Origin of the sequence: Streptococcus infantis (assembly GCF_047460685.1) — a bacterium.
Taxonomy (GTDB): domain Bacteria; phylum Bacillota; class Bacilli; order Lactobacillales; family Streptococcaceae; genus Streptococcus; species Streptococcus infantis_AD.
Genome location: NZ_JASHFS010000012.1, coordinates 17,074 through 43,130, shown reverse-complemented (window position 1 = coordinate 43,130; position 26,057 = coordinate 17,074). Strand labels below are relative to the sequence as shown.

Here is a 26,057-nt window from a genome sequence, read left to right as displayed (position 1 = left end):
GGCACCTTAATATTTTTCTTAAGGCACCTTAATTATAACACAAAAAATGAAAACTATATGAAAAACATTTAGTTTTTTCATTATTTTTCTTAAGGCACCTTAATTATAAAAAATATGATAAAAACTTAAGAAAATTCAACAAAATTTTAGGGAAAGTCAGAATAAGTCTACTCATTAACGATAATGATAAATCTATTGATAAACTTTGACATTTAATGGTGAACTGTAACTATTATTTCTAACTCGATTTCTCTATAAAAGAGGAAAAACCAGCGTCTTTTGACGCTGGATAAAAGCTACTTAGATCATTTAACAAGAAACTAAATTGCTTCTGTAACGAAGCTACGGCTTTCAAGTACCTTAAGCATAGCATCCGCTGTATCCAAAGCTGTAAAGAGAGGAACTCCGTGTTCAATAGCTGAACGGCGGATTTGTTCACCATCTTCATCAGCAGTTCGCTTAGTACCAACTGTGTTGATGATAGCTTGGATTTTCCCTTTACGAACATAGCTTGGGATATCATGTTCATCATCACCAATCTTACCAACGAGTTGAGCCTTCAAGCCATGACTTTCAAAGAAAGCTGCTGTTCCTTGAGTCGCCAAAATCCCGTATCCAATCTCTTGGAAACGACGAGCCAATCCCAAAGCTTCTTCTTTTGCATCATCTGCGATAGTGAAGACAACATTACCAAAGGTTGGTAAGTGAAGATAAGAAGCTTCAAAGGCTTTGTAGAGTGCTTTTTCAAGAGTGGTATCAGAACCCATGACTTCCCCTGTCGACTTCATTTCAGGGCCAAGTAGGCTGTCTACCTTAGCTAGCTTGGTAAAGGAGAAGACTGGTGCCTTGATATGAACGCGTGTGCTTTCTGGGTAAAGCCCATCTTGGTAACCAAGCTCTTCGAGACTTTGACCAAGAATCAACTTAGTCGCTACCTGTGCCATAGGGATGTTGGTTACTTTTGAAAGGAATGGAACAGTACGGCTGGCACGAGGATTTACTTCGATAACGTAGACTTTCTCATCCTTGATAACAAACTGAATGTTCATCATCCCAAGACAGTTGAGGCCAATTGCAAGACGTTTGGTGTAGTCTGCAATCGTTTCTTGCACTTTTTGCGACAAGGTTTGAGGAGGATAAACCGCCATGGAGTCACCTGAGTGGACACCAGCGCGTTCGATATGCTCCATGATACCAGGGATGAGGACATTTTGTCCGTCTGAAATGGCATCGACTTCACACTCTTGTCCGACGATATAAGAGTCGACAAGAACTGGGTGGTCTGGACTAGCCTTAACAGCAGTTCGCATGTAAGATCGAAGATCATCTTCATTCTCAACGATTTCCATAGCACGTCCACCTAAAACATATGAAGGGCGAACGAGAACTGGGAAACCAATTTTACGTGCAGCAAGTACTGCTTCTTCTTCATTTGTTGCAGTCTGTCCTGGTGGTTGTGGAATATCCAAGTCTTTGAGGGCTTGCTCAAAGAGATCACGGTCTTCTGCACGGTCCAAGTCAGCAACTTGAGTACCAAGGATAGTCACACCAGCTTTTGCTAATGGCTCAGCAAGGTTGATAGCTGTTTGACCACCAAACTGAACGATAACACCTTTTGGTTGCTCAAGGTCAATAACATTCATAACATCTTCGAATGTCAATGGTTCAAAGTAGAGCTTGTCAGATACTGAGAAGTCCGTTGAAACGGTCTCTGGGTTTGAGTTCATGATGATGGCTTCATAACCAGCAGCTTGGATAGCCTTAACAGAGTGAACTGTTGCGTAGTCAAACTCTACCCCTTGACCGATACGGATTGGACCAGAACCTAGGACAAGTACAGATTCCTTATCTGACTTGATAGATTCATTTTCCCAACCATAGGTTGAATAGAAGTACGGAGTTTCTGATTCAAACTCTGCCGCACAAGTATCTACCATCTTGTAAACTGGGACAATCTTGTTTTCTAAACGAAGTTGGCGAACTTGATCAGCTGTAGTGTCCCAAAGCTCCGCGATTTTCCGATCTGAGAAACCATTGAGTTTTGCTGTTTTCAAGACATCGACATCCTGAGGATTTGCTCCCAATTCTTGCTCAATTTCAAAGATATGCAAGAGTTTATCCAGATAAAAGATATCGATTTTTGTAAGCTCAGCAATCTCTTCTGGTGTGTAACCACGGCGAATGGCCTCTGATACGTAGAAGAGACGGTCATCTTGAGCTTTGACAACTTTTTCAATCAAGGCATCATCTGAAATTTCTGCCAGCTCTGGCATTTCATTGTGGTGAACACCGATTTCTAGCGAACGACAGGCTTTGAGAAGGGATTCTTCAATGTTACGACCGATGGCCATAACTTCTCCAGTCGCCTTCATCTGGGTACCAAGACGACGTTCCCCTTTTTCAAACTTGTCAAATGGGAAACGTGGAATCTTAGCAACAACGTAGTCAAGGGCTGGTTCAAACATGGCATAAGTTGAACCTGTAACAGGGTTAATAACCTCATCCAAGGTCAATCCTACAGCAATCTTTGCAGCCAATTTAGCGATTGGGTAACCTGTCGCCTTAGAAGCAAGAGCTGATGAACGAGATACTCGAGGGTTCACTTCGATAACATAGTACTTAAAGCTGTGAGGGTCGAGAGCCAACTGAACATTACATCCACCTTCAATCTTAAGGGCACGAATAATGCTCAAGCTTGCATCACGAAGCATTTGGTTTTCATAATCTGACATAGTCTGCGCTGGGGCAAATACAATGGAATCTCCTGTATGAATTCCGACTGGGTCAAAGTTTTCCATGTTACATACAACAAGAGCATTGTCAGCTGAGTCACGCATGACCTCATACTCGATTTCCTTGAAACCTGCAATCGAACGCTCAATCAAACATTGGGTAACAGGTGACAACTTCAAGCCATTTTCAGCAATTTCACGCAATTCTTCCTCATTGGCACACATACCACCACCAGTACCACCAAGTGTAAAGGCTGGGCGGACGATAACTGGATAACCAATCGTCGCTGCAAAGGCAACAGCTTCTTCCACTGTGTTAACAATTTCAGATTCTGGAATCGGTTGATTCAATTCTTCCATCAATTGTTTAAAAAGATCGCGGTCTTCAGCTTGGTCGATGGCAGACAATTTAGTCCCGAGAAGTTCTACTCCCAATTCATCAAGAATACCATTTTTAGACAATTCCATGGCCATATTAAGCCCTGTTTGCCCACCAAGTGTTGGAAGCAAGGCATCTGGACGTTCCTTACGAAGAATACGTGTCACAAACTCAAGTGTAATCGGTTCGATGTAGACCTTATCTGCAATCTCTTTATCCGTCATGATGGTTGCAGGATTTGAGTTAACCAAGACAACCTCATACCCCTCTTCTTTCAAAGACAAGCAGGCCTGGGTTCCAGCATAGTCAAACTCAGCAGCCTGACCAATAATAATCGGACCAGAACCAATCACCATAATTTTTTGAATATCAGTACGTTTAGGCATTTACAAGATATTAAGGGCGTCAAGCGGACAAAGCTAAAATAGGAGTTATGACGAAGAACCGTCAGTTCTAGGAATAACTATCTTTTTAGCACCGTCCGTAGCCCGTATTCAATTCAGCAAATACGGAACACCCCTCTCCTTTCTATTCGGCAACTCTCTGGTTGCCATTAAATAAATTCTCCGACGATTTTTTAGAGAAACGATAATTTTCAATAAAAAATCTAGTGCAGGGAGTTTTTAGTTCGCCTAATAGCGACTAAAAGAAACGACCTGCCTTTCTATTCGTCGCCTCACAGGGCGACATTAAATAAGATATAAAGGACGAATAGAAAGCGATTGAATTTTAGGAAACCAAGGAAGGATTGACAATCCGAGTTGGGTTCTCTAAATTTCGAGCTTTCCGTCCGTGTTCAATTGCATAAATTCTCCGACGATTTTTTAGCGAAACGATTTTTTTCGATAAAAAATCTAGTGCAGGGAGTTTTTAGTTCGCCTAATAGCGACTAAAAGAAACGACCTGCCTTTCTATTCGGCAACTCTCAGGTTGCTATTAAATAAGATACAAAGGACGAATAGAAAGCGATTGAATTTTAGGAAACCAAGGAAGGATTGACAATCCGAGTTGGGTTCTCTAAATTCCGAGCTTTCCGTCCGTGTTCAGTTGCATAAAGTCTCCGACGATTTCACACTCGTCTTTAGTTTGCTTGTTTGAAAGCTTCCATCATCTCGATGAACTCGTCAAATAGATAACTTGCATCGTGCGGACCTGGTGCAGCATCTGGGTGGAATTGCACGGAGAAACCTGGTTGGTATCTGTGACGTACACCTTCAACTGACTTGTCATTGATTTCTTCATGAGTAATCATCAAATGGTCTGGAAAATCTTCACGACTCACTGCATATCCATGGTTTTGACTAGTAAAGTCCACGCGCCCTGTTGCAATTTCACGCACTGCGTGGTTAAAACCACGGTGACCAAATTTCATCTTGTAGGTCTTAGCACCATTTGCCATTGCAAAGAGTTGATGCCCCATACAAATACCAAAGATTGGAATTTTCCCGAGAATACCACGAATCATATCGAGTGCTTCTGGTACATCTTCTGGATTTCCCGGACCATTTGACAACATAACTCCGTCTGGATTTAAGTGAAGGATTTCCTCTGCTGTTGTAGTATAAGGAACGACCGTTACATTACAATCTCTCTTAGACAACTCTCTTAAGATTGAATGCTTGAGACCAAAGTCTACAAGTACCACGCTTAAACCTACTCCTGGAGCTGGGTAAGCAGTTTTTGTAGAAACCTGTTTGATATTATCTATTGGTAAAACAGTTGCTTGAAGCTGATCTGTGATGTGATCGATACTATCTCCCACATGTGTCAGAGTCGCTCTCATAGTTCCATGTTTGCGAATGATTTTTGTCAAAGCACGTGTATCAATACCTGAAATACCAGGGATTTTCTTAGACTTCAAAAATTCATCCAGTGTCATCTGGTTGCGCCAGTTGCTGGCTCTACGAGCTTCTTCAAATACCACTACACCTTTACAGGTTGGACTGATAGACTCGTAGTCATCACGGTTAATCCCATAATTTCCAACCAAGGGATAGGTAAAAGTTAGGATTTGCCCATTGTAAGACTGATCCGTAATGGATTCTTGATAACCAGTCATCCCGGTATTAAAGACAATTTCACCAGTTACATCGATGTCAGCCCCAAAGGCTTTTCCTTCAAAAATTGTTCCATCTTCTAAAACTAGAAGTCGTTTAGTCATAAATTCACCTCTCGTGGATGCTCTCAGGCATCTTTTAACGTTTTGTGTCTTATTTTGCGTTTCTGTAAGTCAATACAGATTCTAAAATTGCCATTCTGACAAAGACACCATTGGTCATTTGTTGAACAATCCGTGATTTTGGTGCTTCGACCAAGTGATCAGCAATTTCAACATCGCGATTTACAGGAGCAGGATGCATCAGAATAGCTTTATCTTTCAAGCGTTCATAACGTTCTTGAGTCAAACCATGCTGGGCATGATAGCCCTCTTTTGAAAAGACTGTTCCACTTTCATGACGCTCATGTTGAACACGGAGAAACATCATCACATCAACTTGGTCAATGATTTCATCAATGCTTACAAACTGTCCATAGTCTGCAAACTCTTGACTTCTCCATTCCTCAGGTCCAGCAAAGTAGAGTTCTGCTCCTAAGCGTTTTAAGATTTGCATATTGGATTTAGCCACACGTGAATGGTCAAGGTCTCCAGCAATGGCCACTTTAAGTCCTTCAAAGTGTCCAAATTCTTCATAAATCGTCATTAAATCAAGCAAACTTTGGCTTGGGTGTTGACCCGAACCATCCCCACCATTGATAATGGAAGTCGTAATAGTAGGACTTGCGATCAACTCTCTATAGTAGTCTACCTCTGGATGTCGGATGACACAGGCATCCACTCCCAAGGCTGACAAGGTCAAAATTGTATCATAGAGTGTTTCACCCTTATTGACTGAACTTGTTTTCACGTCAAAATCCAATAGGTGAAGTCCTAGTTTAATCTCTGCTACTTCAAAAGATTTGTGGGTACGAGTCGAACTCTCAAAGAAGAGATTAGAGACAATGTGTTGGTCTTCGTAAGAAGCTTTTGCTCCATTTTTAAATTCGATCCCGCGTTTGATCAATTTCATAACTTGTTCTACAGTAAGGTCTTCCATAGAAACTACGTGTTGAATGGCTTGTTGATTTTCTGACATGGCTAACTCCTTTTTGCTATCTAGGCTTCTTCAGTAATAAGAACACGATCTTGTCCATCAAGTTCAGTCATCTCTACGATGATTTCTTCTGAACGACTGGTTGGGATGTTTTTACCAACGTAGTCTGGACGAATTGGTAATTCTCTATGTCCTCGGTCTACTAGAACTGCTAAACTCACACGAGCAGGACGGCCATGGCTAACGATGTTGTCAATGGCTGCTCGGATGGTACGACCTGTATAGAGTACATCATCCACTAAAATCACTTCTCTATCCGTTACATCAACAGAAATGACAGAAGTATCTTCCCCACTTTTAACATCGTCACGGAATGGTTTTGTATCTAACTCAACGATTGGTACTGAGATTGACTCTAACTGTTCCAATCGTTCTTGAATGCGGCGGGCAATAAAGACACCTCGTGTTTTTATCCCTGCCAATACAATCTTGTTCAAATCTTTATTTCGCTCGATAATCTCATAGGTAATTCGAGTAATCGCTCGCTTGACGGTCAATTCGTCTACAACTTCTTTTGTCTTCATGACAAACCTCCAAAAAGAAAAGTCTCCTTAAACAAGGAGACTTCAGAATGTATAGTTAAGCCAGCCCTACCAAAACAGCAGAGACTCCACCCTTCTACTTGATTCAGCTCCTTGCCTGCCTCACGGGACAGGATTAAAGGAATATTTGATTGGTACTACTATAACACAAACCAGGAATCGATGCAAGAAAAAACACAAGAAATCAATTTTATAACGAACTAAAATCGTACAACTGTGGATAGTGATCGCATTCTGGATTTTTCGGATGACAGATAGCACGACCAAAGTAAATCATAGCCTGATGGGCTGCAAGCCATTCTTCTGGTGGCAAAACATCCATGACACGTTTTTCGACCTCAAGGGGTGTAGCTGATTTTTTAACAATATCGTGGTGTTTACAGATTCGCTCTACGTGAGTATCTACTGCAAAAGCTGGAATACCGAATCCCACGCTCAAAACTACGTTGGCTGTTTTACGACCAACTCCTGCCAAACTCTCTAATTCTTCTCTAGTCTGAGGGACTTGACCGTCAAAATCATCCAGGAGTTGTTGGGAACATTTTTTGAGGAATTTAGCCTTATTGCGATAAAGGCCTAGGCGAGAAATATACGAGGCAATCTCACTCTCACTTGCATCTGCCATGGTTTGTGGGGTTGGAAAAGCTGCAAAAAGTCCAGGTGTAGCCTTGTTGACTGCCGCATCTGTCGTCTGAGCAGACAGCATAACAGCAACCAGGAGTTCAAAATGATTGCGAAAATCTAGACTTGGTTTCGCATCTGGAAAAAGAGCAATGATTTCCTCAATGACATGACGGGCACGTTTCTTGGATAAAACCATCTATTCGTCTCCGTCAAACAGTCCTTGCAAACCTGCAAAAGGACTATTTTCTTCTTTCTTGACTGCTTGTTGGGCTTGATACTCTTCCTCAGACATGATTTGCCAGTCATTTCCAGATACAAATCCCTGACCTGCTTCTTCCTCAGCTGTTAAGACCTTGATTGGAATATTGAGCAAGATATTATCTGAAACACTTTCAGCCAGGTCAATTTCTCCATTTTCAATCGGTAAAACCAAGTCATCATCTAGAACTTCTTGGTCCAGTTGATTGGTAGCACCTTCCATAAAGACTTCTGTCACTGGATAAGACTCTTTCAATTCTACAGGTTCCATGCTACGGCTAGAGGCTAAAACGATTGTATAAGACAACTGATAATCTAGGAAAAACATACGGTCTTCGTACTGAACTTTTCCAATAGCGACAATATCTTTTACATCTATAATTTCTTGATTACGGGCACGCAAGTCAGCTGCTAAGTCTAAAGTCTGCTCAAAGTGCAAACCTTCAGGCTGCTTACGAATTTCTTGAATATTTAATTTCATACTTCCTCCATAAAGATTTACTATCTTGATTATACCATGAAAAAAGTTCAAACAAGGTATCTAAACATTTTAAATATTTTTCACTATTTTTTGATATATTTACTATGACATTTTTTGTTTTTGGTGCTATACTATAGACATCAATACATGAGCAAAGGAGGACGCTCATATGGAAGATAAAGAACTAATCTTAGAAGCTTATCAACTCATTTCCGAGTTAAACAAAGCTTACCAGACTTGCAAACAAGGATTGCCTGATGATCTGTGCTTGCAGCAAAATATTGACGAGCTACTCAGACAACTTAAAAAGACAAAGAAACTAGATAACTCTATCTTAGTTGATCTTGAGAAATTTTACCAACATACCAGTCTCTTGATTGGACTTGGCACCCTTAAACTCAATGAAGAAGCTCGCACAGCTTGGCGAAACTATGACAAATTCCACTACGATCAAGTCAAACACGTTTTGACACTCTATGGACCTGTTTTTGGTTTCTAGAAAGATTTGAATTTCTCATTTCTTTTGACAAAGTGTTCCAAAAGGTATAAAATAAACATAATAATTTTCGGAGGTAAGGGAGACATGAACAACTAAGTCTATCAAATAAAGAACCTTTATTTAGTAGATCTTGTTTCTGTCTCTTTTTGTGTGCTCTTTTTTCTGCTGCTTTTTCAGCCCTTTTAAAAGAGGATTTTTTGACATAGACAATTGGCTCTACTAGGTAAAGTAGAGCTTTTGTTATGCAATATAGACATTCTAGAAAGGGCATTAATATGATAAAAATTAACCATCTAACTATCACTCAAAACAAAGATTTACGAGACCTTATTTCCGATTTAAATATTACTATCCAAGACGGAGAAAAGGTCGCTATTATCGGCGAAGAAGGAAATGGAAAATCAACCTTACTTAAAACTTTAATGGGCGAAAGATTAGCTGATTTCACTATCAGGGGAGATATTCAGTCTGACCTTCAGTCCTTGGCCTACATTCCCCAACATCTCCCTGAAGAATTGAAGAAAAAATCTCTACAGGACTACTTCTTTTTAGAGTCTGCTGATTTGGACTTCAGCATTCTCTACCGTTTAGCTGAGGAATTGCACTTTGATAGCAGTCGTTTTGCTAGTGACCAAGAGATTGGTAGCCTCTCGGGTGGCGAAGCTTTGAAAATTCAGCTTATCCATGAATTATCCAAACCCTTTGAGATTCTATTTTTAGATGAACCTTCAAATGATCTGGACCTTGAAACAGTTGATTGGCTAAAAGGTCAGATTCGAAAGATTCAGCAAACCGTTATTTTCATTTCCCATGATGAGGACTTTCTTTCTGAAACGGCAGACACTATTGTCCACTTGCGACTGGTCAAGCACCGTAAAGAAGCAGAAACATTAGTAGAGCATTTAGACTATGATCGCTATAGTGAGCAGAGAAAGGCTAATTTCGCCAGACAAAGCCAGCAAGCAGCAAACGACCAAAGAGCATACGATAAAACCATGGAAAAACATCGGCGAGTCAAGCAAAATGTAGAAACTGCTCTTCGAGCTACCAAAGACAGTACTGCCGGTCGCCTATTGGCTAAAAAAATGAAAAATGTCCTATCTCAAGAAAAACGCTTTGAAAAGATAGCTCAGTCCATGACCCAAAAACCACTTGAAGAGGAAGAAATCAGACTTTTCTTCTCAGATATACAGCCATTACCTACTTCTAAAGTCTTAGTTCGACTGGAAAAAGAAAATTTATCTATTGGCCAGCGCGTTTTAGCTCAGGAGTTACAACTAACTGTCCGTGGCCAAGATAAAATCGGTATCATCGGGCCAAATGGTGTTGGAAAATCAACTCTGTTAGCCAAGTTGCAGCAACTTCTTAATAATAAGAGAGAAATCTCGCTTGGATTTATGCCACAAGATTACCAAGAAACATTGAATTTGGATCTATCTCCAGTAGAATTTCTCAACCAAACTGGGCACAAAGAAGAAGTACAGAAAATTCAATCTCTCTTAGCCAGTCTTAATTTCAGCTATCCAGAGATGCACCACCAAATCCACTCCTTATCTGGTGGCCAACAAGGTAAACTCCTTCTTTTGAATTTAGTCCTGCGGAAACCAAACTTTCTCCTTCTGGATGAACCCACACGGAATTTTTCTCCAACTTCTCAACCCGAAATCAGAAAACTCTTTGCCAATTATCCCAGTGGTCTGGTCACTGTTTCACATGACCGTCGTTTCTTGAAAGAAGTTTGTACGAATATCTATCGTCTGACAGAACATGGTTTGGAAGTCGTTGATTTACAAGATTTATAAATGTAGAAAATCTCAAAAGAGGCTGGGACAAAAGCCCTGGCCTCTCAATTGTCTTTGGATTGTCGAGCAAGACGCAGTGGTTGAGTGGGCTCTACTACGCTGATTTCATCAGCTTTTACAGCCCTACTCAACTGTGCGGAAGTGGGACGACGAAATCGAATTCTAACGAATTACCGATTTCTGTCCCACTCTCTCTTTCTACATATGTTGCAAACGCTCAATCCGCTCTGAGCTTAAGGGTTTAGTGTAGAAGAGTTTTTGAGGAGCCTTGCGATAGAAGGTTCTGCTACATACTCTAGAAGCCAACTCATGACTGGCTATTATTACAGTTGTATAGGGAAAAAATTTTACCTATATTTAAAACTCAGAGCATTCTAATTTGGAGATTATATCAAATACATAAAGCAGAATGCAACTAGATTATTGAGGAAATGTAAAAGAATAGAATTCCAAAGATTGTCGGAAGTCTTATACCTTATACCAAATGCCAACCCCATACCTAAATAGGTAATAAAACTAGGAATCGTATCGGGTCCATGTAGATAAGCAAAGAGAATCGATGTGGCAACCAAGCCTATATATGTATTCTTAAATACTGTCCCTTGTAACAGTCCTCGCATAAAAATTTCTTCCGTGACTGGTGCTAAAATACAGAGATCTAGAAAGAGCACAGGCAATGAAAGTGATAAACTTTTCACCGCTTGAGTTGTGTCTGATTGGGTAGGTCCTAAAAAATTGACCAACATATAAAATAAGAAAAGCAAGGCGTAGGAGAGAAGCCACTTCAACATATCTTTTAGGCTGATTTTTCTAATGTGAAACAAGTCATACTTTCTTCCTACATAAAAAAATATTGCAAGTTCAACAAGTGTAAAAATGATTGAGAGAACTAATGAATTTGTCTGCATAACTTTGTCAGCTATACTCAAGTGTATTGGTATGAAAATCAAAATTAAGAAAAAGGTCATCCAGCGCTTATACATGATTTACCTCACTAATATTTAATTACATATATTATACTACTTTTTTGTAATAGGACAAGTCACAAGTGAGGTGATAGATGCAAAAATCCAGAGGAAAAGCTCTGGATTCTTTTACATATGTTTCAAACGCTCAATTCGTTCTGAGATAGGCGGATGCGTATAGAAGAGTTTTTGCAAACCACCTCGTTTTTGAGGATCATTGATATAGAGAGCACTGCTAGCATCATCCACATGACGGCTCATTGGCTGACTATTGTCCAGCTTACGAAGGGCATTGATCATCCCTTGAGGATTACGAGTCAACTCTACACTTGAAGCATCCGCTAAAAATTCTCGCTGACGAGAGATAGCTAGTTGTACCAAGGTTGCTGCTAAGGGAGCCAAAACAATTGCTAGGAGAGAAACGACTAGCATAATAATTTCAAGTCCCCCGTTATCACGGTCATCACTTCTACGACCACGACCTGCTCCTCCCCACCACATCATGCGTCCAGCCATACTTGATAAAAGTGTAATGGCACTGGCAAGGGCAACCGCAATAGTAGAAATACGAATATCATAGTTACGAATGTGACTGACTTCATGGCCTATAACCGCTTCTAACTCTTCACGATTCATTATCGCTAAGAGTCCTGAAGTTGCTGCTACAGCTGCATTTTGAGGATTTGAGCCTGTTGCAAAGGCATTTAAGCTAGCATCATCGATGATAAAGACACGTGGCATGGGGATTTGCGCAACCATAGCCATATCTTCCACAACATGATAGAGTGTTGGTGCCGTCTGCTCATTCACCTCACGCGCACCATTCATACTCATGACTATCTCTGTTGATTGAAAAATCATGGACAAGGCATAGATAAAGCCGATAATCAGAGCGATAACTAAGCCACCAAGACCAGACCGCATAAAGAGGTAACCAACTGCATATCCAACCAAAGCCAAAAGTAAAAAGAATACTAGTAGTAAAATCCAAGTTCTTCGCTTATTACTCGCGATTTGATCATACAACATCCTAGTCACCTAAACCACTAAAATCGACTTTAGGTACTGCCTTTTCTTCTTCAGGAGTCTGAAGGAAGTCAGCCACTTTAAAACCAAAGAGTCCAGCAACTAGGTTACTTGGGAAAGTCTCCAATTTAACATTATAGTTGCTAACAACACTATTGTAGAGTTGGCGAGAGTAAGAAATTTTATTCTCAGTATTGGTCAGCTCTTCTTGCAATTGTGCAAAGTTGCCACTCGCTTTTAGGTCTGGATAATTTTCTGCAACGGCAAAAATTCCTGAAACCTGGCGTGAAAGGGCATCACTAGCTCTCATAGCTTCTGCTGGTGAGGTTGCTGTCGCCACTTGGTTACGCAGTTCTGCAACTTTTTCAAGCGTTGAACCTTCATACTTTGCATATCCCTTCACGGTCTCAATCAAGTTTGGCAAGAGATCGTTACGACGTTTCAACTGAACATCAATCTGACTCCATGCCTCCTTAGTTTGCATACGATTTTTAACTAAACCGTTATAACTAACAATTATGAAAATAACAATAAGAGCAAGAACTCCAAGAATAATCCAAGTCATCATATAATTCCTTTCTGCTTTTAGATTAGTACTAGTATATCAAATTTCTATCTTTTTGTGGTAAAATAAGATGATACTAAAGAAGGAAACTACTATGAAACCAGAAACATTTTATCAACTGCTAGCTGAACAAAATATCAATCTTTCTGACCAGCAAAAAGTTCAATTTGAGCGTTATTTTGAGCTCTTGGTCGAGTGGAATGAAAAGATTAATTTGACGGCTATTACAGAAAAAGAAGAAGTCTATCTCAAACATTTTTACGATTCAATTGCACCTATTACACAGGGCATGATTGAAAACCAGCCCATTAAACTCTTAGACATCGGTGCTGGAGCAGGATTTCCTAGCCTTCCTATGAAGATCCTCTATCCTCATCTAGATGTAACCATTATTGACTCTCTCAATAAACGAATCAACTTTCTGAATCTATTAGCCCAAGAACTAGGTTTAGAAAATGTTCACTTTTATCATGGACGTGCCGAAGACTTCGCACAAGATAAGAACTTCCGTGCTCAGTTTGATATCGTTACAGCTCGTGCAGTTGCCCGTATGCAGGTATTATCTGAATTGACTATCCCCTACCTGAAAGTCGGAGGAACATTGCTAGCACTTAAGGCAAGTAATGCTCCTGAGGAATTAACTGAAGCTAAAAATGCCCTCAATCTTCTCTTTAGTAAGGTTGAAGAAAATCTCAGTTACACACTTCCTAACGGAGACCCTCGCTACATTACTATTGTTGAGAAGAAAAAAGAAACTCCAAATAAATACCCAAGAAAGGCTGGCATGCCTAACAAACGTCCGCTTTAAATTTTTAAGTAAAAAAATATTTACAAAGTTTATAATTTCTGCTATACTATCCTAAGCAAAGGTTTTTAATGTCATCCCGTGAGGTGACGAAGACGCAGAAATATATGAAATTCTTTAATATTGGGATAACCATGTTTTGAAGAAGTCTTACTCTGAGAGCCTATTGCTGTAAAATAATGGGCTCTTTTTTGATGCCCAAAAGTGAGGTTAATATGAAACAGGAATCAACTGTTGATTTGTTATTAGACGTTGACCAACGTCCTTCAGCTGGAAAAGGAATTCTTCTTAGCTTCCAGCACGTATTCGCCATGTTTGGTGCTACTATCTTGGTACCTTTGATCTTGGGAATGCCTGTATCTGTTGCCCTTTTTGCATCAGGTGTAGGAACACTCATTTACATGGTTTGTACTGGCTTTAAAGTTCCAGTTTATCTGGGGTCTTCTTTTGCCTTTATCACAGCCATGTCACTTGCTATGAAAGAAATGGGTGGCGATGTATCTGCCGCTCAAACTGGGGTTATTCTTACAGGTTTTGTCTATGTCCTTGTTGCTGCAAGTGTTCGCTTTGCAGGTACAAAGTGGATCGACAAACTCTTACCTCCAATCATTATCGGTCCTATGATCATCGTTATCGGTCTTGGACTTGCTAGTTCAGCTGTTACCAACGCTGGTCTTGTAGCGGACGGAAATTGGAAAAACGCTCTTGTAGCAGTTGTTACTTTCTTGATTGCTGCCTTTATCAATACAAAAGGAAAAGGCTTCCTACGAATCATCCCATTCCTATTTGCCATTATCGGTGGTTACCTCTTCGCTCTAGCTCTCGGCTTAGTTGATTTCACCCCTGTTCTTCAAGCTAACTGGTTCGAAATCCCTGGTTTCTACCTACCGTTCAATACAGGTGGTGCCTTCAAACAATACAACCTTTACTTCGGTCCTGAAACAATTGCCATCTTACCAATCGCTATCGTAACGATTTCTGAACATATCGGAGACCATACCGTTTTAGGTCAAATCTGTGGACGCCAATTCTTGAAAGAACCTGGTCTACACCGTACCCTTCTTGGTGATGGTATCGCAACTTCTGTTTCTGCCTTCCTTGGTGGACCAGCCAATACAACTTACGGTGAAAATACAGGGGTTATCGGTATGACTCGTATCGCTTCTGTCTCAGTTATCCGTAACGCTGCCTTTATCGCAATTGCCCTTAGCTTCCTTGGTAAATTTACTGCTTTGATTTCAACAATTCCAAACGCTGTACTTGGTGGTATGTCTATCCTTCTTTACGGGGTTATCGCAAGTAACGGTTTGAAAGTCTTGATCAAAGAACGTGTTGACTTCGGTCAAATGCGTAACCTTATCATCGCAAGTGCTATGTTAGTGCTTGGACTTGGTGGGGCAATCCTTAAACTTGGACCAGTTACCCTTTCAGGTACTGCCCTATCAGCTATGACAGGTATCATCCTAAACTTGATCTTGCCATACGAAAACAAAGACTAATCCATATATAATCAACAAGAGGTCGGGACCAAAATCCCGACCTCGTTTTTATGAACAAGAAGCCTTTGATACAATAACTCATTGTACTTTTGTTGAAAACTTTGTTTTCTCAAATTTCCAGTCTTTTATCCTTAAATTCCTCAAGTAATCAAGAGATACAAGAGACTAGATCCAAACATATCTGCAAGAGCATGCATGTTAAAGAATGTGAGTAAATTCTTGACCACATACTTGTACAAGAAATAATAAAAGAGACCATAAACAAGCCCAATAACCAAGGCCCATAGTAAGCCTTGATAGGTATGGAAAGAAATTCGTATAATTACAGAATATACTAGAACCAGCCACTGATGCTTTTCTTTTACTGAAGTCAGCAATCCCAAGAAGGAAAATTCTTCATAAAAACCATTTAGAAGAGCATAACCAATGGCCATTGGCGTCAAAACCATAAATTTTCGAATGATTTCCATGGGATCAATAAAAGGGATCAACTGAGTATTAAAATAATTGTACTCACCACTAAGGGTTGTTACAATATCACCAAATATCCCAACTACAGCAAAGATAAGGGGTACCCAAATTAAAACAGAGCAGCTCCAGCGTATAGGTCTTGTTTAAAATCATAATTTCGAATCAAGAGATAAAGGAAAGTAATCCCTAACATCATTAATTGAAAAGTAAAATTACTAGAATAAGCTGCCCTATCACTAGCTACATTTGCCCTAGTTCCAGCAAAGTTAGTAAGAGTTGAAGGTGATAAACTTACCATAAATTGTTGGGTAGAACGAATGATAAACTCTCCAAACATTAAAACAGTCACGATAAAAATACCAAACCATTTTAAGGGACTTAAAGACTTAGATGGATGTAAACACAAAAAAACAGTCCTTGTAAAAAGACTGTTCTAGTAAATTACACTGAGTGGTGTTTCTTTTCCAACATTAAATCCTTCAATGAAATGATAGTCACAGCTAATAAAATCATAGCCATTCCAAGAAAGTCAATCGGATAGAAAATATCTCCCATAATCATGAAGGCGAAAAAAACTGCTGAAATAGGCTCAATAGAAGCCAAGAGGCTAGACTTGACTGGGCCAATCATACTAGCTCCCTTGAGGAAGGCTGTGTAGGCAAAGACCGTTCCGATCAAGATGATGCCTAAAAAAGCTAGAATAATATCAAAAGAAAAGGGAATACTAGCTCCAATAATCCCAGTAAAAGGTACTGCTAGTATACCTGAGATGGTCATTCCGACACCAATAACCAAAATGCTCCCCCATTTTTGAATCAATTTTATCGGTAAAATGATATAAAGAGCATAGGTTAGGGCCGAGAACAAGCCCCAGAAGAGACCCGCTGGTGTCATAGAAAGCTGATCCAACTGTCCATGAGTTGCAATGAGAAAGGTACCACCTATAGCTAAAAACATAGAGATGATTTCTGAAAGCGTCGGAGCCACCTTATCCTTGATACAAGTGTAAGCAAGAATTCCAACTGGACAGATATACTGGAGGACTGTCGCTGTCCCAGCATTTGTCTCCTGAATAGCCGATAGATAAGCTAATTGATTCAGAAAAAGACCAAATAAAGAAAATAACAAGAGAGAAAACAGACTTGATTTATCCTTCAGAAAAGCCATAAATTTATCCCTTGATTTAGTATAGGCCAGAAGAACTAAGAGTAATCCAGCGATTATCAAACGGATATTGGTCAGAACGAGAGCAGAAATCCTATGAGCCATCAAGTACTGACCACTGGTGCCAGACAAGCCCCAGGCAATACCTGCAATCACTGTAAAAAGAGTTCCTTTTAGTGCTTTTGACATACTTCCTCCCTAGTCTGCCTCTCTAATCAAGTCCATGACCTGATTACGATCTAATATCCACTGAGCACGCTCATCTTTTTCATAGGTTCGGTTAGATAGAAAAATTGCCGCCTCTTGCTTCTTACGATTCCACATGATAAAGGTCCCAGTATAGCCTGTATGGTCCAACCAGTCACCTTCAAGATTCCAGGCCAATGAGCGTTCTTTATCACTCAAATCTGAAAAATTTTGACTTAAGGATGTGGCAAAATCATCCTGCAAATAATGCTCAAGGAAGATTTTTAAATCATGAACTGTTGAAAACAAACCTGCACTACCTGCATGTTTCCCAAACAAACGAGCTTTGGGATCATGGACCACTCCTGCTTTCTGTCCACGGACCGTTGGAACAGCACTGCTAACTGGGCCAAACTGTGTTTCTTTCATCTTCCACGGATCCAAAACTTGCTCCTGTAAAATCTGGTCTAAATCTTTCTTGAAGTAACTTTCCAAGAGAAAACCCAACAAGAGAAAGTGCACATCCGAGTAAAGAAAGGCTCTCTTCTCACGTCGATTCAAATGAAACATAGCTTTTCTTAGCTGGTCAGCTGAAAGCTGATCCCTATTTGGGATAAAAGGATCTAAATCCGTCCCATGAGTTAGGAGTTGTTGAAGGGTTATGTCTGGATAATCTACCTCTGGAAGATAGTCTCTTATGAAGTTATCTAGCTCAATCTTACCTTCCTTCCACAAGAAAATTAAGACAGTTCCTACTCCAACAACCTTACTCACACTGGCCAAATCATAGACCAAACCCTCACGAGTCTGCTCGCCAATTTCTGGATTTGCTTCTCCTAGATACCAATCAGACCAAGCGCCATCCTGATAATATGCAAAAGAGGCACCAGGATAAATCCCTGCCTCAATTTGTTGCTTTATTTTTTGAATGATTTCTTGTTTCATACTTCTTCAAACCACAATTCGATGTTGTTGGTATCCTTACTTAGGAAAAACTTCTCAGATTTTGGAATAAAGTAACCAGTTTCTTCAAAACGCTGACGCAATTCAGCAAGTTCCAAGTTATCTACTTGAAATTTCAACATGGACAAGTCCCAAGTTACATTATTTTCAACCAGCAAATCACTACCTTTAGCTTGATTAAAAGCTAGTCGGTTTTCGATTTCTTCTTTTTCAAGCAGACTAGCTGTCTTTTCTGGCAAGTTGATTTCTACAGAGATTTCAAAGGCTGTCAAATATCTCATCTTGTCATCTTTTGAAAAAGTGACTTCTTCCTCAACTTTATTCAAATCTTTGATATCATCTTCCGCATGGATAAGGACACAATCTCCTTCCGGAGAAAGAACCTCAAAAGCATAGCCCTTGTTTCCTTTATAGAGGCGAGGATGTTTTTCCATTCTAGCTAGTAAGGCTTCAATTTCAGATGCATTTTCTACCTTTACAAGTAGCCTAGCTAATTTTTTAATCCCTTCAACCTTACGGCTTCTCATACTTGGTGATTCTTCTAAAACTAACTTTTCAATACCTGATTGATCTCCTAGGGATAAGAAGGCTGACTCTTCAAGCAAGGGTTTCATCCCCAAAGTCTCAATATAAAATGATTCATTTAAATTTCTATTATTTACCTTTAGCATCGGGATCATACGCTTTATTTGATTTACAATCATAAATTCCTCCAACACTTTTTATTTTAAAGGATTTTATCTTTTTTTACAAGTTATTCAATAAAAAACTTTAACTATATTAACTCTTTAAATAAATCAACCCCTTCTGCTAGTAGAAGGGGGACTGGTTTGTTTTTACTAAAATACCTTATTTAGTCTTTCCAAGCTAGTTCTGCTTGGAGACCATAATGATCGCTCACCTGTGGACTGTTTTTACCATCAAAGACGACGTGAAGGTTTTCTACCTGCATATCCTTTGTCGTAAAGACATAATCAATTCGAAGTGGTTCGCTGTTCCCCTTCCAACCATCAATTTCAGGCGGAACGGTAAAGCTTCCACTTCTTTCTTTTGCAACTTCATATGCATCTTGTAAGACTAGTGGACTAGCTAGAATGGCTTGATAACCTTCCTGACCAGCAGGATTATTGAAATCACCTGCTAGTAAGAGTGGCTTGTTCAATTCTTCCAGAACCGCTTCAAAGCGCGCCCATTCCTCTTGGAATCCTTTATCCCACCAAGAGAGATGGACACTGGCAACTGCAAGCTCTTTACCTTCAACTACTGTTTCTGCTAAAGCAACTCGACGAGTGTGATAGTCTGTCGGATCATCCACATCTGAAACTAAAATTTCTCTGGCTTCAATAGGTGTTTTAGACAAGATAGCTACACCTTCATGATAGCGATCATAACCGATATGGTTGTAGGCCCAAGTCCAGTAGTAATTTTTCCCATGCTCAGACAACTTCTCTACCAAAAGTCGTACATAGTGGTCTTGATGAATCGGCTCAGCCGATGGTAATGGCTGATAAAGTGGGCCTGTTTCTACTTGCGCTGAAGTGATTTCTTGGTTGATTTCCTGAAAACAAATCAAATCATAACTGTTTTCAAGGATATCTTGAAGTAAAAGTTGAAACTTTTGTTCAGGATCTTTTTCCATCCAACTATGGGTATTGAGTGTTAAAAACTTCATTCTTTTCTCCTATAAACAAGAGGTTGGAATCAGCTTCCAACCTCCTAAATATTACAATTCTACTTTTGCAACTGCTGTTTTAGCAGCAAGAGAACCTGTTTTTTCTAATTTAACTGATTTGATCGCATCACCATTTGTGAAGACAACTACTGTTGAAGTTTCACGTCCTGCTGCACGGATAGCATCCAAGTCAGCTGTGACAAGGAGATCACCTGCTGCAACTTTTTGTCCTTCAGCAACATGAACTGTAAATGGTTTACCTTCAAGACTTACTGTGTCCAAACCAATGTGAACAAGCACTTCAAGACCTGCTTCAGTCACAAGACCAAGAGCGTGTTTAGTTGGGAAGATGCTTGATACAGTACCTGAAACTGGAGATACAATGTTTCCATTTGCTGGTTCCACCGCAAATCCATCACCCATCATTTTTTGAGCAAATACTGGGTCTTTTACTTGTTCCAAGGCAACAACTTGACCGTCAGCTACTGAGTAAACTTCCTCAGTAAGACCTTTGAATTGAACAGTGTTTTGTTGCGATTCTGTCATTTGAGTTGGAAGAGTTTCAGGAATAATTTCACCTGAATCAAGGATATCTTGGATATCAGATTTCAATACGTCTGCTTTTGGACCGTAGATAGCTTGAACCCCTTGTCCTTTCATGACAAGACCCATAGCTCCTTCTGCTTTCCATTGATCTGCATTTCCTACTTTATCTGCATCTTTAACAGTTACACGAAGACGAGTCATACATGCATCCACATCAACGATGTTTGCACGTCCACCAAGAAGGTTGATAATGTTTACAGCTTGAGAACCTGCTGCAACTTTCACTGCGCTGCTAGCTTCTTCTGAACCTTCAGCAGTTTCGTAGTTTCCGTTACGTCCTGGGGTTGCGTAGTTGAATTTTTGAATCATGAAGTTTGCGATAAAGTACATGATTACAGCAAAGAGAACAGTTACCCAAATGAAGTTAATGATATCCATACCGATACCAGCACTGATTGCAATAGGTGTACGAGTCAAGAACTCAATTGAACCGAATGAGTGCATACGTAGGTTTACAACGTCAGCCATAGCGAAGGCAGCACCTTGAACAAGTGAGTAAACAAGATACATAGGTGTTGCTACAAACATGAACATGTATTCGATTGGTTCAGTAACCCCTGTCAAGAATGTTGCAAGAGCTGTTGCAATCATCATTCCTTTGTATTGGTGTTTCTTGTCTGCTTCAACATTACGGTAAATAGCAGCAGCCACACCCATCAAAATACCGAATGAACCAATCATTTGTCCAACTTTGAAACGAGCTGGATGTACTGTATCTAACAAGTGTTGGTATTGACTAGCATCAGTACCTTTAAGGTTTACAAGGTCTGTTACCCATGCAAGCCAAAGTGGGTCTTGACCAAATACTTGAGTGCCTTTTGCTGCACCAGTTAAAATATCATAAGTACCACCAAGAGCTGTATAGTTCATTGGGATAGTCAACATGTGGTGAAGACCAAATGGCAAGAGCAAACGTTCCAAAGTACCATACAAGAATGGTGCAAGAACTGGTGCTGTTTCTTGTGAATTGGCAATCCAGATACCGAAGTTGTTGATACCTGTCTGAATAAGTGGCCAGAAAGCTGAAAGAAGAATTGCAGCGATTGCTGAGCGAAGAATAACTACAAATGGTACAAAACGTTTCCCGTTAAAGAATGAAAGGGCATCAGGAAGTTTACGGAAGTTGTAGTATTTGTTAAAAGCAGTCGCTCCAACAAAACCTGAGATAATCCCTACAAATACCCCCATGTTAAGAGCTGGTGCCTCAAGTACGCTAATGAAGTAATCAGCAACCTTGATAGATCCACCAAAGATTGTTGAAACCATAGCGTTAGGATCTTTCAACATATCCCCTGATACACCGAAGATTGTACCAGTGATACGGTTAATAAGGATAAATGCAAGACCGGCCGCAAAAGCACCACCAGCACGTTCTTTAGCCCAGCTTCCTCCAATAGCGAGGGCAAACAAAATATGAAGGTTACCGATAACTCCCCAACCAATTTGCTCTAGTACGCCACCAGTAATAACTAGGGGAGCAAGGTTTGGGTCAATCATTGCAAGTGACTTACCGATTGAAATCATCAATCCAGCCGCCGGCATAACAGCGATAACCACCATTAGAGCCTTACCGAATTTCTGCCAAAATTCGAAAGACAAGACATTTTTGAATGTATCTTTCATCATTCAAATCTCCTTTATATTTATTCGGCAAACGTTTTACGAAAACGTTTGCGCGTGTTTATGTTTTAATTTTACCACTTTTTATTTTTTTGTAAAGGCTTTTATAAAAAAAAATTTGACTTTTTCTTTCGTTTCACTTTCTAGGCACGCTCTCTCTTACTGACCTTTTTTGAGTTTGTAGAGCTTTTCTGATATAATAATAGCTATGAAATCCTATAATACCTTGAATGATTATTATCGAAATTTATTCGGAGAAAAAACTTTTAAAGTCCCTATTGATGCTGGCTTTGATTGTCCCAATCGCGATGGAACTGTAGCACATGGGGGCTGTACTTTTTGCACGGTTTCCGGTTCTGGAGATGCAATCGTTGCTCCTGATGCTCCTATCCGCGAGCAATTCTATAAGGAAATAGACTTTATGCACCGTAAGTGGCCTGAAGTTAAAAAATATTTGGTTTACTTCCAAAATTTTACCAATACACATGAAAAGCTGGAAGTGATTCGCGAACGCTATGAACAAGCTATCAATGAACCTGGGGTTGTCGGCATCAATATCGGAACTCGACCAGATTGCCTTCCTGATGAAACAATTAAATACTTGGCAGAATTATCAGAGCGAATGCATGTTACTGTAGAACTAGGCTTACAAACTACTTATGAAGAAACTTCAGAATTGATTAACCGCGCCCACTCCTATGAACTCTACGTGGAGACAGTCAAACGACTTCGAAAGTATCCGAAGATTGAGATTGTTGCCCATTTGATCAATGGTTTGCCAGGTGAAACTCATGAAATGATGGTGGAAAACGTTCGGCGTTGTGTAAGGGACAATGATATCCAAGGGATTAAACTTCACCTACTTCACCTCATGACCAATACTCGGATGCAAAGGGATTATCATGAAGGTCGTTTGCAGCTCATGAGTCAGGATGAATATGTCAAGGTCATCTGTGACCAACTAGAAATTATTCCCAAGCATATCGTTATCCATCGGATTACGGGTGATGCGCCTAGGGATATGTTGATTGGTCCTATGTGGAGTCTCAATAAATGGGAAGTGCTAAATAGCATTGAGGCTGAAATGAGACGACGTGGTAGCGTCCAAGGATGCAAGGCTGTAAAACAGGAGTTTATGAATGAAAAGACCACTTGAAATAGCGCATGATTTTCTTGCCCAAGTCATCACCCAAGAGGATATTGTCGTTGATGCGACCATGGGAAATGGCCATGATACCCTTTTTCTAGCTAAGTTAGCTAAACAAGTCTATGCTTTCGATATACAGGAACAAGCTCTAGAAAAGACTAGTCAACGTCTACAAGAAGCTGGTTTGACCAATGCAGAATTAATCCTACAAGGTCATGAAACCGTGGATCAGTTTGTAAGGGAAGTTAAGGCAGCCATCTTTAATCTTGGTTATCTTCCTTCAGCTGATAAAAGCATTATCACCCAACCTCAAACAACTATTAAAGCACTGGATAAACTTTGCCAAATGCTAGTTAAAGGTGGACGAATAGCCATCATGATTTACTACGGGCATGAAGGCGGAGATATAGAGCGAGATGCTGTCTTAGATTTTGTCAGTCAGTTGCCACAACAAGAATATACCGCTACGATCTATCGCACTCTCAACCAGATTAACAATCCACCATTTTTAGTTATGATTGAAAAATTAGAAAGGTATCGACATGGATAAACAATACCTACGAGATAAAATAGAGAATCTACGTCACAAATTTGTCGAATCAACCCAACATGAACGGGCAGTTGGTATGTTAGATGAAGCTCATATGAGCAAGAAGATGCTGAAAATCAAGAAAAAAATGATAACACTTGAAATGGAACGTTGCCAGAAGAAAATCGAGCATAAAGACTGCTCGAAAATTGATCAAAAAATCCAAGAACAAAAAGAACTTTTTGAAGCTTGTCGAAAACAAAAATAAGGAGGTAGAAGATGGATTTACTGTTTTATCTCTTGATATTTTTACTTGTTCTCATTGTTTCTAGTACGACCAATAAACTTCTTCCCTTTTTACCCATGCCCCTGATTCAGATTCTTCTGGGAATCGGACTTGGTCTTTGCTTACCCAACAACCAATATCACTTAGATACTGAGTTGTTTCTAGCTTTAGTCATTGGTCCACTACTCTTTCGTGAAGCTCAAGAAGCAGATGTAACCTCTATCGTAAAGCACTGGAGAATCGTTCTCTATCTAATTTTCCCTGTCATCTTTATATCTACTCTAAGTATGGGAGGACTTGCCCATGTTCTTTGGGCGAGCTTACCATTAGCTGCCTGCCTAGCCGTAGGGGCTGCACTTGGTCCTACTGACCTGGTTGCCTTTGCTTCCCTTTCTGAACGTTTTACTTTTCCAAAACGAATTTCAAATATCTTAAAAGGAGAAGGCCTGTTAAATGACGCTTCTGGGCTAATTGCCTTTCGTGTTGCTCTCATCGCATGGACAACAGGGACTTTCTCACTTACCCAAGCTGGTACTTCATTAGCAATTTCCATCGTTGGAGGGTTTGCAGTCGGCTTTATAACAGCCTTAATCAATCGTTTCCTCCATACTTTTCTACTCAGTGTTCGAGCTACTGATATAGCCAGTGAACTCTTGCTGGATCTTAGTTTACCACTTCTAACCTTCTTCATAGCTGAAGGAATTCATGTTTCTGGAATTATCGCGGTCGTTGTCGCTGGTATTTTAAAAGCCAGTCGTTTTAAAAAGATCAATCTTCTCGAAGCTCAAGTGGATACAGTGACTGAGACCGTTTGGCACACTGTTACCTTTATGCTCAATGGTTCTGTCTTTGTTCTGTTAGGAATGGAACTGGAAATGATTGCGGAGCCGATTCTTAAGAGTGCTTTTTATAACAATGTGCTTCTTCTCATCACTGTCTTCCTTTTAACCTTCTTACTCTTTGCTATCCGCTTTGTAATGATTTACGGTTTTTACGCGTTTCGGATTAAGAAACTTCAAAAAAGTCTCCACAAGTATGTTAAAGATATGCTTCTCTTGACATTTTCTGGAGTTAAAGGAACAGTGTCTATCGCCACCATCCTCTTGATACCTACTAATCTGGAACAAGAATATCCTCTTCTTCTCTTCCTCGTCGCAGGTGTAACCCTTGTCAGTTTTCTTACTGGATTACTGGTCTTGCCACACCTTTCGGAAGAGCAAGAGCCATCTAAGGATCATCTCATGCATATCGCTATCCTAAACGATGTTGCTATGGAGTTAGAGAAAGATTTGGACCATACTAAAAACAAGGTGCCTCTCTATGCTGCGATTGATAATTATCACGGACGGATTGAAAACCTCATCCTCAGCCAGGAAAATAAGGAAATCCAGGAAGACTGGGAAGCTCTTAAACTCTTGATTCTCAGTATCGAGAGCGATGGTTTGGAGCAGGCCTATGAAGAAGGCAAAATCGGTGAAAGAGGTTATCGTGTTTATCAACGGTACTTGAAAAGCATGGAGAAAAATATTAAGCGAAACTTTGCTTCTCGCCTAACCTACTACTTCCTTGTTTCTATTCGGATTGTGCGCTTTCTCCTTCATGAGTTGGTCACATTTGGAAAAACCTTTCGTTCTTGGAGAGACAAGGAAAACCAAAGACTTCTTGCCATCGATTATGATCAGATTGCAGAGCTCTATCTAGCCAACACTGAAATCATCATCGAAAGTTTAGAAAACCTCAAAGGGATTTATAAGAGTTCTCTGATCAGCTTCATGCAGGAATCGCGTCTCCGTGAAACCAGTCATATTACCAGTGGTGCCTTTGTGGAACGGGTTATCAATCGTATCAAACCCAATAATATCGACGAAATGTTGAGAGGCTACTATCTAGAACGTAAGTCTATCTTTGAATACGAGAAACAAAAACTTATTTCAGCCAAGTATGCTAAAAAACTGAGACAAAATGTGAACAACCTAGAAACCTATTCTCTAAAAGAATCAGCCAACACATTACCTTATGATATGATGGAATTAGTTCGCAGAAATTAATGGCTATATAACATAAACAATTAAAAAATGGAGGAT

At 40.0% G+C, this 26,057-nt stretch carries 22 protein-coding genes and 1 pseudogene; 8 read left to right on the top strand and 15 right to left on the bottom strand.

All coding sequences use genetic code 11. From position 1 onward, the window contains the following. Window positions 1–320: 320 nt before the first annotated feature. From carB to QM917_RS06915, 6 genes are all read right to left on the bottom strand, one after another. The gene (gene carB, locus QM917_RS06940; protein ID WP_414285330.1) at window positions 321–3,497 is read right to left on the bottom strand and encodes a carbamoyl-phosphate synthase large subunit; all 3,177 of its coding nucleotides are present in this window, start codon (window positions 3,495–3,497) and stop codon (window positions 321–323) included. A gap of 695 nt (window positions 3,498–4,192) precedes the next feature. Continuing rightward, window positions 4,193–5,272, bottom strand: a complete 1,080-nt coding sequence (locus QM917_RS06935) for a carbamoyl phosphate synthase small subunit (protein ID WP_000166838.1) — start codon at window positions 5,270–5,272, stop codon at window positions 4,193–4,195. A gap of 49 nt (window positions 5,273–5,321) precedes the next feature. Further along, entirely contained in the window at window positions 5,322–6,245 is a 924-nt protein-coding gene (locus QM917_RS06930; RefSeq protein ID WP_414285329.1) for an aspartate carbamoyltransferase catalytic subunit, read from the bottom strand. Window positions 6,246–6,265: 20 nt separating this feature from the next. Next, window positions 6,266–6,787 carry a bifunctional pyr operon transcriptional regulator/uracil phosphoribosyltransferase PyrR gene (gene pyrR, locus QM917_RS06925; RefSeq protein WP_075229176.1) on the bottom strand — a complete coding sequence of 174 codons (522 nt, stop codon included), beginning with the start codon at window positions 6,785–6,787 and terminating at the stop codon, window positions 6,266–6,268. Window positions 6,788–6,995: 208 nt separating this feature from the next. After that, window positions 6,996–7,625, bottom strand: a complete 630-nt coding sequence (gene nth, locus QM917_RS06920; protein ID WP_371608332.1) for an endonuclease III — start codon at window positions 7,623–7,625, stop codon at window positions 6,996–6,998. After that, window positions 7,626–8,168 (bottom strand): YceD family protein, encoded by a 543-nt coding sequence (locus tag QM917_RS06915; protein ID WP_248035388.1) that lies wholly within the window; start codon window positions 8,166–8,168, stop codon window positions 7,626–7,628. It lies immediately after the preceding gene. Window positions 8,169–8,337: 169 nt separating this feature from the next. On the opposite strand from QM917_RS06915, the gene QM917_RS06910 reads away from it, so the two are divergent. Next, complete coding sequence (locus QM917_RS06910; RefSeq protein ID WP_248035385.1) at window positions 8,338–8,667, top strand: helicase BlpT; 330 nt, start codon at window positions 8,338–8,340, stop codon at window positions 8,665–8,667. A 242-nt stretch (window positions 8,668–8,909) separates the two neighbouring features. Then, window positions 8,910–10,469: an ATP-binding cassette domain-containing protein gene (locus tag QM917_RS06905; protein ID WP_414285328.1), complete on the top strand. Its 1,560-nt coding sequence runs from the start codon at window positions 8,910–8,912 to the stop codon at window positions 10,467–10,469. Between the two features lie 386 nt (window positions 10,470–10,855). Here the strand turns inward: QM917_RS06905 and QM917_RS06900 are convergent, their stop codons facing one another. From QM917_RS06900 to QM917_RS06890, 3 genes are all read right to left on the bottom strand, one after another. Next, entirely contained in the window at window positions 10,856–11,452 is a 597-nt protein-coding gene (locus tag QM917_RS06900; protein WP_414285327.1) for a lysostaphin resistance A-like protein, read from the bottom strand. Window positions 11,453–11,563: 111 nt separating this feature from the next. Next, window positions 11,564–12,463 carry a zinc metalloprotease HtpX gene (gene htpX, locus QM917_RS06895; RefSeq protein WP_414285326.1) on the bottom strand — a complete coding sequence of 300 codons (900 nt, stop codon included), beginning with the start codon at window positions 12,461–12,463 and terminating at the stop codon, window positions 11,564–11,566. Window position 12,464: 1 nt separating this feature from the next. Next, on the bottom strand, window positions 12,465–13,025 hold the full coding sequence (locus QM917_RS06890; RefSeq protein WP_414285325.1) for a LemA family protein: 561 nt from the start codon (window positions 13,023–13,025) through the stop codon (window positions 12,465–12,467). A gap of 94 nt (window positions 13,026–13,119) precedes the next feature. On the opposite strand from QM917_RS06890, the gene rsmG reads away from it, so the two are divergent. Together rsmG and QM917_RS06880 are read left to right on the top strand one after the other, a co-directional pair. Continuing rightward, window positions 13,120–13,833: a 16S rRNA (guanine(527)-N(7))-methyltransferase RsmG gene (rsmG, locus tag QM917_RS06885; protein ID WP_414285324.1), complete on the top strand. Its 714-nt coding sequence runs from the start codon at window positions 13,120–13,122 to the stop codon at window positions 13,831–13,833. A 212-nt stretch (window positions 13,834–14,045) separates the two neighbouring features. Beyond that, entirely contained in the window at window positions 14,046–15,329 is a 1,284-nt protein-coding gene (locus QM917_RS06880) for a uracil-xanthine permease family protein (RefSeq protein WP_414285323.1), read from the top strand. Window positions 15,330–15,469: 140 nt separating this feature from the next. Here QM917_RS06880 and QM917_RS06875 read toward each other — a convergent pair. The 6 genes and pseudogenes from QM917_RS06875 to QM917_RS06850 form a co-directional block, all read right to left on the bottom strand. After that, window positions 15,470–16,206, bottom strand: a pseudogene (locus tag QM917_RS06875) (type II CAAX prenyl endopeptidase Rce1 family protein). 35 nt (window positions 16,207–16,241) lie between these two features. Next, window positions 16,242–17,153, bottom strand: coding sequence for a DMT family transporter (locus tag QM917_RS06870; RefSeq protein WP_049548188.1), 912 nt, complete (start codon window positions 17,151–17,153; stop codon window positions 16,242–16,244). A gap of 9 nt (window positions 17,154–17,162) precedes the next feature. Continuing rightward, a complete protein-coding gene (locus tag QM917_RS06865; RefSeq protein ID WP_049548187.1) occupies window positions 17,163–18,095 on the bottom strand; it encodes a serine hydrolase domain-containing protein in 933 nt (310 codons plus the stop codon). Next, complete coding sequence (locus tag QM917_RS06860) at window positions 18,092–18,817, bottom strand: CppA N-terminal domain-containing protein (RefSeq protein ID WP_049548186.1); 726 nt, start codon at window positions 18,815–18,817, stop codon at window positions 18,092–18,094. Before QM917_RS06860 ends, QM917_RS06865 begins: the two co-directional genes overlap by 4 nt. A gap of 149 nt (window positions 18,818–18,966) precedes the next feature. Then, window positions 18,967–19,785, bottom strand: a complete 819-nt coding sequence (locus QM917_RS06855; RefSeq protein WP_049548185.1) for an endonuclease/exonuclease/phosphatase family protein — start codon at window positions 19,783–19,785, stop codon at window positions 18,967–18,969. Window positions 19,786–19,836: 51 nt separating this feature from the next. After that, the gene (locus tag QM917_RS06850) at window positions 19,837–22,017 is read right to left on the bottom strand and encodes a PTS transporter subunit IIBC (protein ID WP_414285322.1); all 2,181 of its coding nucleotides are present in this window, start codon (window positions 22,015–22,017) and stop codon (window positions 19,837–19,839) included. A 202-nt stretch (window positions 22,018–22,219) separates the two neighbouring features. Here QM917_RS06850 and QM917_RS06845 point away from each other — a divergent pair, with 202 nt between their 5' ends. From QM917_RS06845 to QM917_RS06830, 4 genes are read left to right on the top strand one after another with little or no spacing between them, the layout of a single operon-like run. Then, window positions 22,220–23,167, top strand: coding sequence for a TIGR01212 family radical SAM protein (locus tag QM917_RS06845; protein ID WP_075231835.1), 948 nt, complete (start codon window positions 22,220–22,222; stop codon window positions 23,165–23,167). Continuing rightward, window positions 23,151–23,708, top strand: a complete 558-nt coding sequence (locus QM917_RS06840) for a class I SAM-dependent methyltransferase (RefSeq protein WP_414285321.1) — start codon at window positions 23,151–23,153, stop codon at window positions 23,706–23,708. Before QM917_RS06845 ends, QM917_RS06840 begins: the two co-directional genes overlap by 17 nt. Continuing rightward, entirely contained in the window at window positions 23,701–23,955 is a 255-nt protein-coding gene (locus QM917_RS06835; protein ID WP_223139941.1) for a hypothetical protein, read from the top strand. The genes QM917_RS06840 and QM917_RS06835 overlap by 8 nt, the downstream gene beginning before the upstream one ends. Before the next feature lie 11 nt (window positions 23,956–23,966). After that, window positions 23,967–26,021 carry a cation:proton antiporter gene (locus QM917_RS06830; RefSeq protein ID WP_414285320.1) on the top strand — a complete coding sequence of 685 codons (2,055 nt, stop codon included), beginning with the start codon at window positions 23,967–23,969 and terminating at the stop codon, window positions 26,019–26,021. Window positions 26,022–26,057 lie beyond the last annotated feature (36 nt).